Raw genomic sequence first — 19,581 nt, forward strand, 5'->3', positions numbered from 1 at the left:
TATAAAATCTAATTCTTAGTAGAATACAGATCTGTTATCTTCTATTTCTACTGATTTCTTTAAAGCCTCAACTAACTTAGAAGTAGATTGATTTGCAGCCTGTGTCGCAAGTGTATTTGCGTTTGCAGAGTAGTTCTGTAAATCTGGAGCAGTTTCTATAGATGTAAGTTTGATTACAAAGACACCGTTTTCTCCAGCAATAGGCTTAGACGTTGCTCCTTGTGCAAGACCAAAAGCCGTTCCTACCACTAGTGGCTCTTCACCTACACCTGTAATAGTTGGGTTTTTACGGTTAACAGCACCTGCTATTTTAGAAGTTTGACCTTGGTTTTTTGCAATCTCAGCTACATCAGTTGCTTTGATTTTATCCATGATCATTTTTGCTTTCTTCTCTTTTCTTAAGATAGGAGAAACTTTTGCACTAGCTTCTTCACTAGACATGTTTCCTGCTTCACTCATTTTGTTAAGTTTTACAACTACATAACCTTGAGAAGTTTCAAAACGCTCTATGTCGCCTACAGAGCGATCTTCATTAAACGCCCATTTTACAATACTTCTATTTTGACCTACCACTGGCAGTGTCTCATCTAGAGGTTTAAGGTTTTTAACTGGTGTAGTAGTAACTGCATTTTCTTTGGCAAGAGCAGTAAAGTCACCGCTTTTTGCAGACTTCTGGAATTTTACAGTTTTAGTAAATAATTCTTTTCCAGTTTGCTTAGATGCAAGAACTTTTTTTGCAACTGTAGCTATTTTAACGGCTGGCTTAGGAGCAGCAACATCATCTATTCTAATAATGTGGTAACCGAAAGAAGACTCTGCAATACCTACAGTACCATTTTCGTTCTCATATAAGAATTTAGTAAATCCTGGAGCAAAGTTTCTTGCGTTACCAGAGTATACTACCCATCCTATATCCTGTCCGTTTGCTACCTCTTTGTTTTCTTTAAAGTATTCAAATTTAGAATCAAATCTAGTTTTGCTTTGACCTATTAAATTAAAGATACTATCTGCAGTTGCTTTAGCCTCTTCTTTAGTTTGAGTAATGTTAGCAGCAGCTCTTTGTGCACCAGCATATGCTATTAAAATGTGTCTGTTTTGTACACTATCGTTAATAGTTTTCTTATCCTCTACTAGAGATAATTTTAAATATTCTCCGTCTTCATAAGGACCATAAGTTTTACCTTCTTCAACACCTGCAATTGCTTTAGCATTAGCAGACAGGTTAGAAGTCATTACATAACGGTCGTTATATGGTAGTTCACTATTTTGAGATACAAATGCTTCAAGGTCTGTTGCATCTGTAAAAGCAGGTACCGTATAGTCTTCTTTAGTACTCAAGTTACGTAACGTTTGTGTAGTTAGCAATTTGTTTAAGTCTGCTTTTAGTGCATCTCTGTCTGATTGAGAAGCTTTGTCTTCAAAAAGAACAAATTCTATATCGCGTTGTGCGTCTACTTTAAATTGTTCTTTGTGTTTACTTACGTAAGAATCGATTTCAGATTTAGAAACGTCTACCGCACTGTCAGATATAGTTGAGTAAGGGATGTTTACAAAACTAAAAGAACGGTTATCGTTCTCCATTCTGTATTCCATCTCACCATCTACATTTGTAGCAATAAGACCAGACTTTAAAAGGTTAAAGAATAATTCTTGTTTTGCACCAGTTGCAGTACCGGCTACATAATCATTCCATGCTGCAGGATTAGTAGTTTTGATACCGTCTACAAAAGTTTTGAATTCTGCTTCAGAAAAACTACCATCATCGTTAAGAAATTGTGGGTTTGATCTATAAGCATCCTTTACTTGGTCAGCAACTTTCTTATCTGTTACTCTTATTCCAGTTGCTTTGATTTGTTGATCTAGAATTGCATTTCTTACTTCTGCATCCCATACAGAATTTACAGCCTGTACTTGAGAGAAGTTTGCACCTCTATTTTGAGAAGCATTTTCTACTTTTCTCGCAAAACTCTCACGGTTAATTTCTGTATCTCCTACATAACCTATCGCATCAGCTTGTTTTTGTCCATTTGATGTAAGAACACCTTGAATAATAAATGCAAATAAAGCCAGTGCAATTACTAAAATCAGAATAACTCCTTGATTTCTAATTTTACCTAATATCGCCATTGTTGTTAGTTTATTTTTTGATAGGGGCGAAAATAGTGTTTTCCGCCTAATAATTAAAGTATCATGTTGTTTTAAAAAGAGCTTTTTATCTATAAATTAGAATAGAGTAGAAGTAATGGTATGGATTCCGCTTTCGCGAAAGCGGAATTATTTTCCATCCCATTATCTTAGTTCTAATAAAATGGTTATAAATAAAGGTGGTGCGATTATTCTTTTTCTCCTAAGGTAAGAAGTACGAGGTCTATTTTATTGTCAGATTTTTCTAAGATCTCATAAGTATTCCCATCGATAATTACGATGTCACCTTCTTCTGGAATTCCGGCAGTTTCATTAACGATAAGTCCACCTAAGGTCTCGTATTGATCACTCTCAGGCAAGTCTAGTTTGTAGTTTTCATTAATTTGATCTACCTCTAGACGGGCGCTTAGCTTGTACTCGGTATCGCTTATTTGTGAGTCTATCAACTGGTCAGAATCGTGCTCGTCTTCTATCTCTCCAAATAACTCTTCGATTATATCCTCTACAGTTATTAGGCCGCTCGTCCCTCCATATTCATCGAGTACGATAGCGATGCTTTTATGGCGTTTTATGAGTAGATTTAAAACATCTTTGGCAAGCATAGTTTCTGGTACATTTACAACTTTGCGTTTAACGTCCTTTATGCTTTCTGGCGATTTAAAAAGATCAAAACTATGTACATAACCAGTAATGTCGTCTATGGTGTCCTCGTGTATTAATATTTTAGATAACCCAGATGCTACAAATTTCTTGTTCAAATCTTTAATATCAGTCTCTTGATGTAGGGCTACAATTTCTGTTCTAGGTACCATTACTTCTCTAGCCTTAAGACCACCAAAGTCTAAAGCATTTTGAAATATTTGTATCTCTGTATCTATATCTTCTTGCACCTGGACGCTCTCCATTTGCTCTGTGATGTAATTACCTAATTCTAATTTTGAGAAAGTAAGTTGCAATGCGTCACCATCTGATTTAAAAAATGCTTTGAGAATAAAGTCAGATATTAAAATGCAAAACCATGAAACAGGCCAGAATAAAAGATAAAAAATATAAGCTGGTATGGCAAAAAACTTGAGTAACTCGTTAGAGTATATTTGAAAGAATACTTTAGGTAGAAACTCTGCAGTAAGAAGGATAATAAGTGTAGTGAGTACGGTCTGGGTAAGAAGGTTGTTGAGCGTACTCGCATATTGTGGATATGCATTTACTAGAATATCACTCATTAAAGTCTCCATGGCAAAACCGTAAATAACCAGCGAGATGCTATTACCTATAAGCATGGTGATAATGAACTTAGATGGTTGTACGGTAAGGTTACGTAATACGCGACCTATGAAATCGTTTTGACGTTTTTCTAGTTCTATGTGTATCTTGTTAGAAGATACATAGGCAATTTCCATTCCTGAGAAAAAAGCACTCAGCAATAGCATTAATACGATAATAAGTATCTGTACGAGCATTATTGTTTATTACGTTCTTCAAATCTACGACGAAAACGTCGTTGAAAGAAGTACTTAAATAATGCAGCTGCTCCCATGGCAATTAATATAAGGCCGAGAGTTAAAGTGTTACCTAATTCAAATATTCCTAAAACAATAAATAGTAAGGCAAAAATTAGATAAACGTATTCTAGGTATTGGTATAGTTTACTCATTATTATTTTGTGTTACAAAGTTGTCGACTGGGTCGCGTGTAAAATGCTTTTTCAAATCCTCTCTAGCGTCTAAGATTGCTCCTGTTATTTTTCCTACGCTCTCTTTATTTTGTTCATCAACAATAAGAGTCTCTGATGGCTCATTGGTAAAAATCCACTTTGCGGTTTGATCCCAATATAATTGATCTCCTGTAAAAGTAGTGCCGTCAGAGGTGATTATATGAACGTCACCTTTAAGGTCAACTAGTTTTGTGTCATCATACATGATGCCGCTATTTGCGGTAATTACGGTTACTTCAGTTTTGTCATTGCTGTAATCGTAAACTTCTACCTTGATCCCTTCTGGAAATTCTGTGTAAGGAAAGTCATCATTTGAAAAATCTAACATTTTTTTTCCTTTTACGGTAAGTTTTAATTTGCCGCTGTCGGTATGTTTTAACAACATTTCTTCTATCTCACCCATAGGTTCGTTAGAAGCGATTTCCATTTTCTGGATTTCTTTGAGGTTATCATCACATGACGCAAAAAAACAGATCACGGCTATTGCCGTGATCGTGATTTTTAATATGTGAATGTAAGATCTCATTATGGGATTCTTACAGATTCTCCTATCCAACAGTTAAAAGTGATTGTGTCACCAGAATTGTATGCACTGTTTGCAAATATATCAGCTTTACTCGGTGCAGCACCATTATAACTAGCTACATACTTAGCAGCAGTTCTCTTTAATGATGGGTCTACTCTTCCTGCTTTACTTGCATATCTAGCAGCAACCCAGTAAATAGCTCTTTTTTCTAGAGGGTTTGCTCCACAGCTACTTGTGCTGTTTGCAACCATTTCTGCTATTTTTAAATAAGGCTGTCCAAAAGAAGGTCTTAATTCTGTAGCGTCTAGATATGCTCTTCTTGCACTACCGAATTGTCCTTTTGATTTATATAAGTTACCTTTTTTGTAAAAGATGTATGCTTTAGTATCGTTATCGATTCCTAATTCAATAGCTTGATCCCAGTACTTGAATTTCTCGTCAGTACTTGTAGCGATGTTACCTAGACCGTAAGCAGTTTTTGCACTAGGGTTAATAGCGTGTAATGCTTTAACAGATTTAATGTATAGTGGGTCATCAGTACAGTCTTTTTTCTGTAATCTAACTAGTACGTTGCTTAACCATTCTTTACTTGTTTTGTTAGCTTCAAACTCAGCATCGTACAATGGGATTAATTTATCACAGTCTGCAAGTTCACCTAACGTACCGTTTACACTACGCATTACGATACCATAATTTTTAAGGTTCTTTTCTTGATAACCTATTTGCTTTTCTTCTTTATCAGTAAGAGCAGTAGTCTCTTGCTTTGATAAAAGATCAGATACTACTTTAGATCTCTCATCTTGTAAAGATTCAATATTACTAGTTAACTCATCATAGATTTTAAAAAGCTCTTGAAGACTTAATTTATTTGCTTTAAACTGCTTTTCAGCTAGGCTAAAGTAAGTCATCATACCGTTAGGGTCTGTAAAGTTTTCTCTGTCTGAGTTAAATAAATTGTTAAGCATGTTGAACTGCTCTTCTGTAGTACCTACTTTGTACTTTTGCATAGTTCTAGCTATTTCAATTTTCTTTCTAGTTACATCTACTTTGTCAGCATACTTAGTAACTTGAGTGTTTAACATGTCTAATAGACCGTCAACGTTTTCTTTTTGGTCACCTTCTTTTTTCTTAAGACGGTATTCAAATATTTGCTCACCATACTGATATATCGCTAGACTTGCATCTGGACATTTTTCTACTAGTGGTCCTAATTGTTTATAAGCCTCACTGTAATTTTTTGATTTTGCGTTTTCAGCAAATATGCTCAACATTACATTACAGTCGTCTGGTGCTTGAGCTTTCGCGAAAGCGAAACTGAAAACAGTTAATGCTATTAATAAGTTATTTCTAAGTATCATAATAATGGTTTGTGTTATTCTTAGTTATATTTTCTTTTGATGAACCAAACATCGTTGAGTGAAAGTCCTACAGAAAGGTTGAAAAACGTTTCTTTAATAAGTCCAGCATTTTCGGTTCCTCTTTGACCGATTTCAAATCCTATGTTAGCGTTTGAGAAACCGTTTCTACGTCCGATTGGTAAACCTAAACCAAAAGATATGCCAAACTCGTTAATATCTTCTGTATCTATTCCGTTTCCACTAACTGAAAGGCCTAGTTCTTCATAGCGTATTCCACCTCGATATACTACGCGATCCCAGTAACTGGTGATACTGTTGTAGTTAGGGATGTAAAATCCTCCTGCTCTGAAAGAGTCAGCGTCTGTAAATGTAGTTCCTGCAGGAGCAAATGTTCTAGATGTTAAAGCACTGCTGCCTTTTGTAGAGTACTCTGCACCGATATTCCATTTACGTGGTTGACCTATGGTAGCTCCTAATGTGAACTCTGATGGTAATTTTAAATCCTGTTCGTCAAATTCGGCATCACGTACATTTACTGTGCTCTCAATTAAATCGGTAGAAAGAATGAATGCAGATAAGTTGCGTTCATTTTTTGCATTTAATTTACTTTCTGGACTGTAAACTGCACTTGCTTGTATTTCTAATTTATCAGTTATCATTCTCTGATAGTGTAAACCAAAGTTGTATGATGCACCACTAAAATCAGTTTCATTAGTTTCATTAGTTCCTAATTGAACCGTGCTAGTTGCTATACTTGAGGAGTTAGTTTCTTCACCAAAGTTGTATCTAAACTCGGCGCCTATACTTAATGAAGGGGTTAATTTATAACCTGCTCCTAAATAAGCGCGGTTAATACTTCCTTCTCCTGTGTAGTTAGCATATAAAGTTTCTGTAACGCTACCTATTTCATATCCTACCGAGTTAAATGGAACTAATCCAAAACCGAAGGCTGCTTTTTTACCAACAGGTATACCGATACTTACATATTCTATAGAAGTCGCGTCATAAGAGTCGCTTTCTGTCTCTGTAGATGCAGATGTTTTTGAGTGTAGAGCACCTAATGAATAGGTGGTTACTCTAAGGTTTGCATAGGCGGCAGGGTTTCTTAAGTTTATGTGGATACTATCTACATAAGTGGACATGCTTCCCATGCTACGGTTTTCAATGGTACCTTTAAAGGTTTGCTGTCCCAGTCCAAAGAATGAATAAGGTGATGAAGTACGCGATTGTGCAAAGCTATTCATGCTAAATAAAATCACTACCGCGATTAAAAAACTTCTGATCATAGGTTTTTATTAAATAAATATAAATAATGGATGCCATGTAGCATCAAAAAAGGCGTGGCAAAGAAACGGTTTTTTAGTTGTTTTATCAATAGTTCACTATCTCCACCGGTTATAAATACTTCTAAATTTTTATTAGACTTTTTATATTGCTTGATAACTCCTTTGATTTCTTGGCTAAGACCGTTAACAACCCCACTGTGAATCGAGGTTTGCGTGGTGTTTCCTATTATGTCTGTTACATGTTCTGAATGTAATAACGGTAGGTTTGCCGTAAAATTATGAAGGGATTCATAACGTAATCGTAAACCTGGTGATATAGCGCCGCCGAAATAATTTTCTTTTTCATCTACATAGTCATAAGTCACGCAGGTACCAGCGTCTATCACTAGTAGGGCGTTATTTTTAGATGCTGTAGATAGTGCTCCAGCGACCAAGGCAATACGGTCGTTACCCAGTGTTAAGCTTTGATAATGATTGTTAAAGGGTAGTTTAATGCTGTTATTAACCTTAAATACTGTTTTAAATGTTGTTCTTAAAAGCTCCATTAATTCCTCTGGAAAAGAACCTACGTTGCAAATAGCTGCTTCTTCTATGGCTGGATATTGCTTAGTTGTTTTTTGTATAAGCGATTCGAAACTTTTATTATCGGTACGTAAAACTTTGTAAATATTCCCCTGATCCATAACAGCCATTTTTATGGATGTGTTACCTATATCTATTACTAAAATCATAATGTGATATTTTTTTTTGGGGTGAATGGTGTTGCTCTAAAATAAAAAAGCCCGATCATGAGATCGGGCTTTTAAGTGGTACCTCCAGGAATCGAACCAGGGACACAAGGATTTTCAGTCCTTTGCTCTACCAACTGAGCTAAGGTACCATTGCTCGTAAGCGGTTGCAAACTTACATCTTTTTTTACTTGAAAAAAGTTTTTTTTCAGGTTTTTTTCAAATTATTTTTAATTTTTAAGTGTTTTGCTTTCTAGTATTTTTTCTAAACTCATTCCTCTAGAACCTTTTATTAATATAACTTGTTCTTTGTCAGTGTTTAAGTTTGTTTTTTCTAGAAAAGTAGTAAGATCTTCAAATTGTATGGCTGATTTGACTTCTGATTTGAAAAAGTTTTTCCCTATTAGATAAACGTCATCTATTTTTAGTTTCTGCGTAAGAGATGCAATGTTTTGATGTTCTTCTGCGGCATATGCGCCTAACTCGAACATGTCGCCTAAAATGGCTATTTTATTAGTGTAGTTTTGGGAGGCTAAATTTTCTAATGCAACCTTCATGCTACTTGGGTTTGCATTATAGGCGTCTAATATGATTTTAGTTTTATTCCTTATGATGACTTGAGATCTGTTGTTTTTGGGAGCGTAGTTTTCTATGCCTGAAACAATCTGTTCCGTTTGCATTTCCATTAGTTTCCCTACTGTGTAAGCAAACAGCGCGTTGTGATAATTGTACACACCTGTTAATTGTGTTTTGATTAAATTACCTTCCGCGATAAATTGTATATAAGGGGTATTTGAATGAATGCTGGTGTTCGATGGAGTGAAAAGTTGATTCATTCCTACAGTTCTAACTATCTGATCAGGATCCCATTTGCCTACAATAACTTTTCCGTTGTTTTCTTTTAGGTAGTTATATAGTTCGCTTTTACTATTTTTCACACCTTCTATACTACCAAACCCTTCTAGATGGGCTTTTCCATAATTTGTTATAAGTCCTATATTAGGTTGAGCTATATCGCATAATGCAGCGATTTCTTTTGGGTGATTTGCGCCCATTTCTACTATTCCTATTTGTAGACTAGAGTCAAAGGAGAGGAGTGTTAGTGGAACGCCAATGTGATTGTTTAAGTTTCCTTTAGTTCCTTTTACTTTGAATTGATTTGCCAATACTGATAGTATAAGTTCCTTAGTGGTGGTTTTGCCGTTGCTTCCGGTGAGAGCAATAATGGGAATGTTAAGTTGGTTTCTATGAAAGGTGGCCAGTTCCTGTAGTGTTGTAAGGGTGTTTTTCACAACGGTTACTTTGGGGTTTGTCGACCATTTAGTGTCGCTGCTTATTGCATGAATGGCGCCATTGTTTAACGCTTGTTCTATATATTGATTGCCATCAAAATTATCTCCTGTAAGAGCAAAGAATAATTGATCTTTTTCTATGCTACGAGTGTCTGTATTCACTCCGTTGGATTTTAAGAAGATTTGATGAAGTTGTTCTAACATTTAGTTTCAATTTAGGGTATTAAAAAAGCCCTTAAAAATAAGGGCTTCTTTGTAAATATGAAAGGTCTCGATTTATTAGTTACGAGGTCTTTTAGTTTTCTTTGCTTTAGAACCTACTCTAGACATTGCACAACGGAAACCTAAGTCATCCTTAGCCATATCTTGTGGGTATGATCTTCTAGCCGCTGGGTCTAACCAGTATGCTCTATCTCTCCATGATCCACCTTTAATGACTCTTACTTCGTTATTGATTAGTGAAGTTCTGTTAGTATCCTTGTCGTATTGACGATCTAGGTTACCTAATGAATCTGCAGTTACACTGTGATTAGGAGAATTGTACATTCTGTTATTTTCATCATCAAGACGATCTTTTTTATCAAAGTATTTAGTTGATTGAGCATCACCATCACGGAAGTCACGGTTATCGCTTCTATCAAAGTTAGTTCTTAGATAAGTCTCATCATCATCGATAGCTTCTTGTTGGATTTCACCTGGCAATGCACGAGCGATAACTTTACCATTACTAAGTGTGTCATAAGGAATAGAGTCTGCGCTTACAATTGCAATCATTCCATCTGCACCTATTTTGTTTCTTGTGTAAACGTTACCACGGTAATAGTTAAAGTCGTTAAACTCGTCATCTACCATAGGGCGATAAACATCAGCAACCCATTCAGAAACATTACCTGCCATTTCATAAACACCAAAATCGTTAGGCTCATAAAACTTAACAGGAGCTGTGATATCTGCACCATCATCACTCCATCCAGCTATACCACCGTAATCACCATCACCTTGCTTAAAGTTAGCCATGTGGTCACCGCGAGTTTTGCGTTTTCCACTTCTAGTGTATTGTCCATCCCAAGGGTATTTCTTTCTACCACGGTATGCGTTATACTCACGTACACTTCCTAAACCTAGAGCAGCATATTCCCACTCAGCTTCAGTAGGTAGTCTATAACCTGGTAAAATAACACCATCTTTTCTTGTTACATATAAGCCACTTACTTCACCAGTACCATCACCTTGTTTAGCTGCTTTTGCTGTTTTTTGCTTTTCTAATTGTTCAGATCTTTTTCCACCTTTTGTCTTTTCTTCGTCACCACCATAAGTTAGAGTCGGAGCGTTCAAATAAGTTTCAGTACTAAATGTTGCACCAGCCTCTTGATTTGCTAGAGCGTCTTTAGACGTATAACCTTGCTCATTAAGAATTAATTCGTTTACACGATCAGTTCTCCAGTTAGCATATTCTACAGACTGTATCCATGTTACACCTACTACAGGGTAGTTTTGGTAAGCTGGGTGACGTAAGTAGTTTTTAGTCATTTCTTCATTATAACCTAAGCGATTTCTCCATACTAATGTATCAGGAACTGCGCCGTTATAAATGTTACGGTATTCTTCATCTTCTGGTGGGAAGACAGCTTTGATGTATTCTAACATCTCAAGGTACATACCATTAGTAACTTCAGTTTCATCAATGTAAAAAGATTGAACATGCTGTTGATTAGGAGTGTTGTTCCAATCATGCATAGGGTCATCTTTAACACGACCCATCGTGAATGTTCCACCTTCTACAAAGACAAGACCAGGTCCTGTATCTTGTTCTTTATATTTTGTGTTAAGTTCAAATCCGTTTTTACCGGTGACGTCCCAACCGGTTCCACGAGATGTGGATGTGTAGTCGTTTCCACCACCACCACAACTCACTATCGCCATTCCGGCGAAGAGAGTAAAGACTGCTTTTACTGCAAAGTACTTCTTCATTTTAAGAATTTGTTTTGAAAAATGAGTCGCAATATAATTATTTCAATCTAATACGAAAGCATTAATTCGTATAATTCGCGTTACATTTGTCGTTCAAGCATATTAAACGACGACGAATTGCGATTATTATGTGTTGTCTTAAAATTTTGTGAATATTTTTAAATACTAATTCATATTAACAGCCGTTAGTGTATCGATGAAGCATTTTTTCTACTTAATAATTTTACTTCTTAATGCTAGCGCGCTTGCTCAAAGTGGTCGAGAGGTAATTGATTGGAAGGATTTGGAATCCTTTGATATCGGTGATCAGCAAATTAAAGTTCCGTATTTTAGAGAAAGCCATAGTTTTGATGGACGAGATTTATTTTGGATTAAAAGTTTTCAAATAAATCAAAAAGTTGATGAATTCTCTGTTGAAATAACAAATTTGAAGACAGAGACGATAAGGGTAACAGATCTTGGACAGTTAAATCCATCACAAATTTCTAATGGGTTTCAATATTCTTTAAGAAATGCGCTTTCGCGAAAGCGTAACTATGCTCAATTAAAAATAACACCAATTTTTAAGGATGGAAATCAGTATAAGAAGGTAGTTTCTTTTAACTACAGCTATTCTTATGCGCCGGCGCAATTTCAGGTTAAAAACGCAAGCTTTAGTAATTCTATTTTAGCATCTGGAAATTGGTACAGATTTAAGGTAGAGAGAACTGGTGTAAATAGAATAAGCAGGTCTTTCTTATCTAATTTAGGTATAGATGTTAATTCTATCGACCCTGCTAGAATTAAGGTTTATGGTCAGGGAGGTACATCGTTGCCTTTAGTTAATAGTGATGATCAATTATTTGATGCTCCTGAGGTTGCTATTACCGTTACAGGTGGTGAAGATGGTAGGTTTGATAATGGAGATGAGATCTTGTTTTACGGAATTGCTACAAATACAGATTACGTTAGTGAAAACGATAGTTTTATTAATCCTTATACAGATGAGTCTTTTTATTATCTAACGGTAGATGGGGCTATTGGTAAGCGTATTTTACCATTTGTGCAACCCAGTGCTGTACCAGCTATTACTTATGATTATTATTATGCTAGGCAACACCATGAGGTGGATCTGGTAAATATAGCCTCTATAGGTCGCGTATGGTATGGTGAGCGTTTTGATTTTGAACCAGAGCAAGTTTTTGAATTTGAGTTTGAAAATGTACGAAGTACTTTACCTGCCGTAGTGAGAATAGCCACTGGAGCAGTGTCAGATAATGATACAAGTATGAGCTTTAGTTTAAATGATGTAGCTCTTGGTACTTCTTCGTTAAGTGGTGTGGCAGGGCAAAACATACGTGCTGCGGCTAGGGCAACGCTACTAGTGTCTAATGCTAGTATTAGTTCTGATATGGTTTCTGTTAATGTGTCTTATGATAATTCTGGAAACCCTGGAGCGTCTGGTTATTTGGACTATATAAGTTTAGAGATACCTCAGAGTTTAACCGGTAAAAACGAACAATTTAGATTTGATGTACCTAATGCTGCGTCTCAAAGTGGTGTGGTAGAATATCAATTCTCTAATGCATCTCAAATAAGTGAGGTATGGGATATAACTGATGTTAATAATGTACGTAAGGTTACTAACAATTTGCAAGACGCTACTTTTTCTTTTACTGATAATGGTGGGCAAACTAAAGAGTATCTAGCGGTTGACTCTTCAGATTTTTACAATGTTGTGAGTGTAAGGAATAGTACTGTTGTAAATCAGAATTTAAAAGGGACTATTTTTAATGACCGATCAGGTAATTTTAGAGATATAGATTATTTAATTATTACGGCAGAGTTTTTACAGTCAGAAGCACAAAGACTTGCAAATTACCATATCACCGAGAGTAATCTCAATACTAAAGTGGTGACTTTACAAGAGATTTATAATGAATTTTCGGAAGGTAAACAGGATATAAGTGCGATTAGAAATTTTGTTAGATATGTTTATGATAATGCATCTTCACCAGCAAATAGGGTGCAGTTTGTAAATTTATTTGGTGATGCGAGTTATGACTATAAGGATAGATTAAGGATAAGAGATAATATCGTGCCGTCTTATCTTTCTTTAGAGAGTACTTCATTAACGGCTTCTTTTTGTACAGATGATTTTTTTGCTTTCATGGATAATGGTGAGGGGACAGTCGCTGCAAATAATCTCATGGATATAGCTGTGGGGCGCATGATAGTGAGTGATATTCAAGAAGCTAGAGAGATGGTGGATAAGGTGATCAGTTATACTGCAGAGCCTGCTTTTAATAAATGGAGAAATAATATCGCTTTGATAGGTGATGATGTGGATATTCTTTCTGATAGAATATTGCAAGAAAATGTGAATGATCTAGGTGATGAGATATTTTTAAACAGACCTGATTATAACGTAAATAAAATATTGTTAGATAGTTATGAGCAATTTAGTACGGCTGGTGGACCTAAATATCCAGATGCTGTTAATGATATAAGAGATGCTTTTGAACAGGGTTCTTTGGTGATAAATTATTTTGGTCATGGAAATGAAGATGGGCTCGCAAGAGAGTTTATTATAACTCAATCGCTTGTTCAGAACTTGCGTAATCCTAATACATTACCGTTGTTTATTTCGGTAACATGTGAATTTACACGATTTGATAATCCGTTGCGTGTTAGTGGTGGTGAGTTAACTTACCTGAATCCAGAAGGTGGAGCTATTGCTTCAGTGGCAACTAACCGTTTGATTTTTGTTAATGTAGGTGCTGGTTTTAATAATATATTAGATCAGTACATTTTTGGTTATGATAATGTTGAGCCAGTTTCAATGGCTGAAGCGTTACGACTAGCAAAAACAGATCTTAGTTTTCAATCTACTTCCACTCGTAGAGTTATTACTTTTATAGGAGATCCGGCATTAAAATTAGCTTTTCCTCAGCCTCGTGTAGTTCTTAATACTGTTAATGGAAATCCTATTGCGACAAATACAGATGTGTTACAGGCTTTAGATCGTGTTTCTTTAGGTGGAGAGGTGCAAACGATTCCTGGAAATCGTATCAACGATTATAACGGTACTCTTTATGTAACTGTGTTTGATAAAAATATAAGCAGAGAAACTTTGGCAAACGACAATACCAGAGATACAGCAGTGGCTGGTGATCCTATAATAGTCTTGCCTTTTGATCAATTAGGTGAAGCTCTTTTTAGAGGTCAGGCTACTATTACAAACGGAGAATTTGAGTTTGATTTTATCATGCCTAGAGATACACAGATACCAGTAGGTGCTGGCCGAGTTTCTTTTTATGCAAAAAGAGATAACGTACCAGAAGATCAAAATGGATATTCTCAAGATATTCAAATAGGTGGTATTAATCGCAATGCACCTGCAGACGATTTAGGTCCTGAGGTGGAGTTGTTTATGAATGACACTAATTTTGTTTCTGGTGGTGTTACGGATAGTGATCCGTTTTTACTTGCTTTTTTAAGTGATGATAATGGAATTAATACTTCTAGTGGTATAGGGCATGACATTACTGGTATTCTAGACGGTGATGAAACAAATCCATTTATCTTAAATGATTACTATGAGGCAGATGAAGATGATTTTACTCAAGGGAAGGTATGTTTTCCTCTTAGGGATATAGAGCCAGGATTACATACTTTAAAAGTTACCGCATGGGATACGTATAACAATAGTTCTATGAATGAGATTCAGTTTGTAGTGTCAGAATCTGATGGTGTAGAGTTAACTAGAGTATTAAATTATCCTAACCCTTTTAGTACATATACTGAGTTTTGGTTCAATCATAACAGGCCTTTTGAGCCGTTAGATGTCCAGGTACAAGTGATGACTGTAAGTGGTAAAGTAGTTTGGAGTAAAAATCAAAACATCACAACCACAGGGTTTACATCTAGAGAAATCACTTGGGATGGAAGAGATGATTTTGGCCAGCGATTAGGGAAAGGAGTTTATATTTATAAGATAACCGTAAAATCTACGTTAACTAATAAATCTGCGAGTAAAGTAGAAAAGCTCGTGATTTTATAATAAGATTGATTAACATATATTTGTCACCGCATAAATTTTATTGATGAAGAAAATATTTTTACTTTTCGTAGTAGTAACATTTGCAATACCTAGTGTAAGTAATGCTCAGGATAATGATACTCGAGTAATTACAACGGCACTCCCTTTTTTAAGAATTGCTGGAGATCCTAGAGCTGCTGGTATGGGAGATATGGGTGTAGCTACTAGTCCAGACGCATGGTCGCAACAATGGAATCCTGCAAAATATGCCTTCAGTACGAGGCAGCATAAATTTGGTGTAGCTTATACTCCTTACTTAGGTAATTTAGTAGATGATATCGCAATTGCTCAATTAGTGTATTCAAATAGAATCAATGAGCAAAGTGCTTTTGCTGGTAGTTTAAGATATTTTTCTTTGGGATCCATAACACTGCGACAGGATGCTGCAGACCCAGGTAGAGAAGAAAGTCCAAATGAGTTTGTTCTTGATGGTACTTATTCTTTGAAATTGAGTGAGCAGTTTGCCATGGCGGTAACAGGTCGTTTTTTAAGATCTGATTTACGTATTCAAGGAGTAGATAGCGACGCTAGTGCGGCAAATAGTTTTGCCGTAGATGTTTCTGGATATTACCAGTCAGAAGAAGAAGCTTATAATGATTTCAATGGTAGATGGAGAGCCGGATTTAATATCTCTAACATTGGTCCTAAGATTACTTATGATGCTGGTGGGCAAGAAAATTTTATTCCTACTAACTTAGCTTTAGGTGGTGGATTTGACTTTATCCTTAACGATGGTTTTAGTAAGATAGGTGTAACTGCCGAGGTGAATAAACTTTTAGTCCCTACGCCACCGATTTTAGACGATACTACTGGTGAGATCATAGAAGGTGAAGATGATGATGTAACTTTTATTTCAGGTATTTTTCAATCATTTGGTGATGCGCCAGGTGGTATAAGTGAAGAGCTTAGAGAATTTACTTGGGCTTTAGGTGCAGAGTATACCTATAATGATGCTTTTGCTCTACGTGCAGGATATTTTAATGAAGCAGATGATAAGGGAGCTAGACAGTTTCTTTCACTAGGGGCAGGTTTTGAATTCTCTCAAATCAACATTGACTTATCTTATTTATTTTCTACAAGTAGGGTAAATAGTCCACTAGAAGGGACATTAAGATTTGGACTTACTTTTAACTTCGGTGACGAATACACAGAATACTAGACTATCAAAAAATTAGAACTACACACTACCCTCGAGGTATACGATAATATAGAAGAGCTTGCTGCACCAGATCATTCACTTATGGATCTGGCTATAGAGGCTCGTCACCGTGCATATGCGCCTTACTCAAATTTCACAGTAGGTTGTGCATTGTTATTAGAAAACGGTGAGATAATAACAGGTAATAATCAGGAGAATGCTGCTTATCCGTCAGGATTGTGTGCAGAGCGTGTTGCTATATTTGCGGCAGGATCTCAATACCCTGGTGTTGCTGTTTTAAAAATGGCTATTACAGCTAGTCCCAAAGACGATTCTTTTCACAAACCAGTGCCGCCTTGTGGCGCATGCAGGCAGTCTATAGCTGAGTATGAGAATAATCAAGAAAACGATATAGAACTATATTTTATGGGAGCTGCTGGCAAGGTTTTAAAGTCAGATTCCTTGAGTGATTTATTGCCGCTCGTGTTCGATAAGAATTATCTATAACGATTGCGTACAATTTTAACCCATAAATAGGTTTTTCCTTACCTTTTTTTCGTCTATTTTTGTTCTGCAGCTTGAGCAAAAGTTAGGAAAGGATCTTTATATTTGATCTTTGTTCCGCTTTCGCGAAAGCGGACCACTTAACATATAATTACATGAAAAAAGTCACTAAAGATGTCTTACTGAACTGGTACGAGGAAATGCTTTTCTGGAGAAAGTTTGAGGACAAATTAGCTCAGGTTTATATCCAACAAAAAGTTCGTGGATTTTTGCACCTATACAATGGTCAAGAAGCAATTCTTGCAGGAGCACTACACGCAATGGATCTTACAAAGGATAAAATGATTACCGCATACCGTAATCACGTACAACCTATAGGAATGGGTGTAGACCCTAAAAGAGTAATGGCAGAGCTTTATGGTAAAGCAACTGGTACTTCTCAAGGACTAGGTGGTTCTATGCATATTTTTTCTAAAGAACACCGTTTCTATGGTGGTCACGGTATCGTAGGAGGGCAAATACCTCTTGGTGCTGGTATTGCATTCGGTGATAAATTTCACGGTGTTAACGCTGTTACACTTACCTTTTTTGGTGATGGTGCTGCACGTCAGGGTTCTTTGCACGAAGCGTTTAACCTTGCTATGTTATGGAATTTACCAGTAGTATTTTGTGTAGAAAATAATGGTTATGCTATGGGTACAAGTGTTGCTCGTACTGCAAACCATACAGATATATGGAAACTAGGTCTAGGTTATGAAATGCCTTGTGGACCAGTAGATGCCATGGATCCAGAAAAAGTTGCCGAGGCTATGTCTGAAGCAATTGAAAGAGCTCGCTCTGGTGGTGGACCAACTTTTTTAGAATTAAAAACATATCGTTACAGAGGTCACTCTATGAGTGATGCTCAAAAATATAGAACTAAAGACGAGGTGGCCGAATATCAAAAAATTGATCCTATCACGCAAGTGAAGGATAGATTGATGAGCGATCACAACATGTCTGAAGATCACTTTAAAGATGTTGCAAAACGTGTAAAAGAACGTGTTGCAGAATGTGAGAAGTTTGCAGAAGAGTCACCGTTCCCAGAACAAAGTGTGATGTACGACGCTGTATATGAACAAGAAGATTATCCATTTTTACCAGCAAAATCATAAGTTATGGCAGAGATAGTTAACATGCCACGTTTAAGTGACACCATGGAAGAAGGTGTTGTAGCTGCGTGGTTGAAGAAAGTAGGTGATAAGGTGGAAGAAGGAGATATCCTTGCAGAAATTGAAACTGATAAAGCTACCATGGAATTTGAATCATTCCAAAACGGTACGTTACTACACATAGGTGTTCAAGAAGGAGAAACTGCTCCTGTTGATCAATTGCTATGTATTATAGGAGAAGAAGGTGAAGATATTTCTAGTTTGCTAGAAGGTGGATCAGGTTCTGAAACTAGTGATGAAACTACTACAGATTCTGATTCAAAAGAAGATACGTCTTCAGATGATCAAGAAGAATCTAGTGCGAGTTCTGATATTCCTGATGGTGTTGTTATTGTTAACATGCCACGTCTTAGTGATACTATGGAAGAAGGTACTGTAGCGTCATGGTTAAAACAAGAAGGAGATTCTGTTGAAGAAGGTGATATCCTTGCAGAAATCGAAACCGATAAGGCAACGATGGAATTTGAATCTTTTAACAGTGGTACACTTCTTAAGATAGGTATTCAAGAAGGAGAAACTGCAAAGGTAGATACGCTATTAGCTATCATAGGCCCTGCAGGAACTGATGTTTCAGGAATAAGTGCAAGTAAAACTGCTGCTCCTAAAAAAGAAGAAAAGAAAGAAGAGCCGAAGAAAGAAGCTCCAAAGTCAGAGCCTAAGAAAGTAGAGGCTAAAAAAGAAGCCGCTCCTGTAGCATCTTCTTCTAACAAGTCTTCTAACGCTGCTGCAACCGGTGGACGTATTTTTGCATCTCCACTTGCAAAGAAAATGGCCGAAGAAAAAGGAATCGACTTAAGTCAGGTTTCTGGATCTGGAGAAAATGGACGTATTGTAAAAAGTGATATAGAGAGTTTTACACCTAGTGCTGCAGCTGCATCATCTGGTAGTTCTTTTGTATCTGTAGGAACAGAAACTTTTGAAGAGGTTCCTAATTCTCAAATGAGAAAAACAATTGCAAAACGCTTAGGTCAGTCTAAGTTTACAGCGCCTCATTATTATCTTACTATCGATCTAGATATGGATAATGCTATCGCTAGTAGAAAAGCAATTAATCAATTACCTGATACTAAAATTAGCTTTAACGATATGGTAATTAAAGCGGCAGCGATGGCGTTAAGATTACATCCTAAAGTGAATACGCAATGGACAGATAAAAATACTGTTATCGCAAAGCACATCCATATAGGTGTAGCAGTTGCTGTAGATGACGGTCTTCTTGTGCCAGTTTTACCATTTGCAGACCAGATGAGTATGCAACAAATAGGTGGTAAGGTAAGAGAACTTGCTGGTAAAGCACGTAGTAAGAAGTTACAACCTAAAGAAATGGAAGGAAGTACATTTACTATTTCTAACCTTGGTATGTTCGGTATTACAGAGTTTACTTCTATTATTAACCAGCCTAACAGTGCTATTATGTCTGTAGGTGCTATTGTTCAAAAACCAGTTGTAAAAGACGGTCAGATAGTAGTAGGTAATGTGATGAAGATTACACTAGCTTGTGATCACAGGACTGTAGATGGAGCAACAGGTGCTGCATTCTTACAAACATTCCAGTCTTATATCGAGAACCCAATTGTTATGTACATGTAATCCATAAGATTCATAAATTATTATTCAAAAGCCAAAT

Annotated in this window: 14 protein-coding genes and 1 tRNA gene; 5 read left to right on the plus strand and 10 right to left on the minus strand. The window is 36.4% G+C overall.

Annotated elements, in window-relative coordinates; all coding sequences use genetic code 11:
* Nucleotides 1-15: 15 nt before the first annotated feature.
* From ACJJVN_RS14890 to gldJ, 10 genes are all read right to left on the minus strand, one after another.
* Entirely contained in the window at nucleotides 16-2,127 is a 2,112-nt protein-coding gene (locus tag ACJJVN_RS14890; RefSeq protein ID WP_405379140.1) for a peptidylprolyl isomerase, read from the minus strand.
* A gap of 206 nt (nucleotides 2,128-2,333) precedes the next feature.
* On the minus strand, nucleotides 2,334-3,605 hold the full coding sequence (locus tag ACJJVN_RS14895; protein WP_405379142.1) for a hemolysin family protein: 1,272 nt from the start codon (nucleotides 3,603-3,605) through the stop codon (nucleotides 2,334-2,336).
* Entirely contained in the window at nucleotides 3,605-3,799 is a 195-nt protein-coding gene (locus ACJJVN_RS14900; protein WP_104514628.1) for a hypothetical protein, read from the minus strand. Before ACJJVN_RS14900 ends, ACJJVN_RS14895 begins: the two co-directional genes overlap by 1 nt.
* The gene (lptC, locus tag ACJJVN_RS14905) at nucleotides 3,792-4,385 is read right to left on the minus strand and encodes an LPS export ABC transporter periplasmic protein LptC (RefSeq protein WP_405379145.1); all 594 of its coding nucleotides are present in this window, start codon (nucleotides 4,383-4,385) and stop codon (nucleotides 3,792-3,794) included. Before lptC ends, ACJJVN_RS14900 begins: the two co-directional genes overlap by 8 nt.
* Nucleotides 4,385-5,743 carry a hypothetical protein gene (locus tag ACJJVN_RS14910; RefSeq protein ID WP_405379147.1) on the minus strand — a complete coding sequence of 453 codons (1,359 nt, stop codon included), beginning with the start codon at nucleotides 5,741-5,743 and terminating at the stop codon, nucleotides 4,385-4,387. Before ACJJVN_RS14910 ends, lptC begins: the two co-directional genes overlap by 1 nt.
* 20 nt (nucleotides 5,744-5,763) lie before the next feature.
* Nucleotides 5,764-7,029: a hypothetical protein gene (locus ACJJVN_RS14915; RefSeq protein ID WP_405379150.1), complete on the minus strand. Its 1,266-nt coding sequence runs from the start codon at nucleotides 7,027-7,029 to the stop codon at nucleotides 5,764-5,766.
* Nucleotides 7,026-7,760, minus strand: a complete 735-nt coding sequence (locus ACJJVN_RS14920) for a type III pantothenate kinase (RefSeq protein ID WP_405379153.1) — start codon at nucleotides 7,758-7,760, stop codon at nucleotides 7,026-7,028. The genes ACJJVN_RS14915 and ACJJVN_RS14920 overlap by 4 nt, the downstream gene beginning before the upstream one ends.
* Nucleotides 7,761-7,836: 76 nt before the next feature.
* Nucleotides 7,837-7,909, minus strand: a tRNA-Phe gene (locus tag ACJJVN_RS14925).
* 78 nt (nucleotides 7,910-7,987) lie between these two features.
* Nucleotides 7,988-9,253, minus strand: coding sequence for a UDP-N-acetylmuramoyl-tripeptide--D-alanyl-D-alanine ligase (gene murF / locus ACJJVN_RS14930; RefSeq protein ID WP_405379156.1), 1,266 nt, complete (start codon nucleotides 9,251-9,253; stop codon nucleotides 7,988-7,990).
* A gap of 75 nt (nucleotides 9,254-9,328) precedes the next feature.
* Nucleotides 9,329-11,020: a gliding motility lipoprotein GldJ gene (gldJ, locus tag ACJJVN_RS14935; protein ID WP_405379159.1), complete on the minus strand. Its 1,692-nt coding sequence runs from the start codon at nucleotides 11,018-11,020 to the stop codon at nucleotides 9,329-9,331.
* A gap of 196 nt (nucleotides 11,021-11,216) precedes the next feature.
* On the opposite strand from gldJ, the gene porU reads away from it, so the two are divergent.
* The 5 genes from porU to ACJJVN_RS14960 all read left to right on the plus strand — a co-directional run bounded on the left by porU (nucleotide 11,217) and on the right by ACJJVN_RS14960 (nucleotide 19,544).
* Entirely contained in the window at nucleotides 11,217-15,062 is a 3,846-nt protein-coding gene (porU, locus tag ACJJVN_RS14940; RefSeq protein ID WP_405379162.1) for a type IX secretion system sortase PorU, read from the plus strand.
* Nucleotides 15,063-15,105: 43 nt separating this feature from the next.
* Nucleotides 15,106-16,260 carry a type IX secretion system outer membrane channel protein PorV gene (porV, locus tag ACJJVN_RS14945; protein WP_104514635.1) on the plus strand — a complete coding sequence of 385 codons (1,155 nt, stop codon included), beginning with the start codon at nucleotides 15,106-15,108 and terminating at the stop codon, nucleotides 16,258-16,260.
* A gap of 3 nt (nucleotides 16,261-16,263) precedes the next feature.
* Nucleotides 16,264-16,746 carry a cytidine deaminase gene (gene cdd, locus ACJJVN_RS14950; RefSeq protein WP_104514636.1) on the plus strand — a complete coding sequence of 161 codons (483 nt, stop codon included), beginning with the start codon at nucleotides 16,264-16,266 and terminating at the stop codon, nucleotides 16,744-16,746.
* Nucleotides 16,747-16,898: 152 nt separating this feature from the next.
* Nucleotides 16,899-17,897 carry a pyruvate dehydrogenase (acetyl-transferring) E1 component subunit alpha gene (gene pdhA, locus ACJJVN_RS14955; RefSeq protein ID WP_104514637.1) on the plus strand — a complete coding sequence of 333 codons (999 nt, stop codon included), beginning with the start codon at nucleotides 16,899-16,901 and terminating at the stop codon, nucleotides 17,895-17,897.
* Nucleotides 17,898-17,900: 3 nt separating this feature from the next.
* On the plus strand, nucleotides 17,901-19,544 hold the full coding sequence (locus ACJJVN_RS14960) for a pyruvate dehydrogenase complex dihydrolipoamide acetyltransferase (RefSeq protein ID WP_405379165.1): 1,644 nt from the start codon (nucleotides 17,901-17,903) through the stop codon (nucleotides 19,542-19,544).
* Nucleotides 19,545-19,581 lie beyond the last annotated feature (37 nt).

Origin of the sequence: Nonlabens sp. Asnod3-A02 (assembly GCF_045063755.1) — a bacterium.
GTDB lineage: Bacteria > Bacteroidota > Bacteroidia > Flavobacteriales > Flavobacteriaceae > Nonlabens > Nonlabens xylanidelens.